Genomic DNA, 631 nt, shown 5'->3' with positions numbered 1-631 from the left:
AATAAATTATTTAAACCGTAAACCCATTCCATAGGCAGATTTTCAGTCATGGTTTCCAGTACATTTCCTTCGCCTGAAAATCCCCGGTAAGAATCTGGAGAAAAAGCCATTAATAATTGCATTTTTCCAAACTCACAAACTATTGCGCAAGTTTGTTTGTCTGACGATTCATACACAAAGATTTTATCTACAATAGAAAGAATTCCTTCCAGAAGTCTCAATCTTTGCACCCCGCCAATTCTTACACTGTCGCTCGATGTTAACGTTGAAAACATAAATTTCCCGGCTCTTTTGGTAATAAAAAAATCGCCTTTTACATTTCCTTTAGGCAGACTTTGAAACAATTGAACGGTCTGAATTTTATTAAGTTCGAATTTCAAATCCATATCGGCAAGATAAAGCTGAACACTCGTTAAGCCTTTTATCCATCTAGGCGGAAGCGTTACTTTTTTCTCGACCACTTTTGCTTTACTTGTAATGACCTGAACATCCTGCTGACCAACAGCAAGTGTAACCTTTTCATTCTTCTGAATAGCGTTTAAAGCATTTAGCATCGGATCATTAAAATCGACATTTGTAGTTCCATTGGCTATAAATTCGCCGTCAATCGCTTCCGGCTTCATATCCAGTC

The 631-nt window shown here is 37.4% G+C and carries 1 pseudogene; it reads right to left on the bottom strand.

Annotated elements, in window-relative coordinates:
- Window positions 1-631 (bottom strand): annotated as a pseudogene (locus ABEB23_RS18095) (SWIM zinc finger family protein); the annotation flags it as partial.

This window comes from Flavobacterium maritimum (assembly GCF_040049085.1).
Classification (GTDB): Bacteria; Bacteroidota; Bacteroidia; order Flavobacteriales; family Flavobacteriaceae; genus Flavobacterium; species Flavobacterium maritimum.
This window is presented reverse-complemented; position numbering and strand designations above follow the sequence as displayed.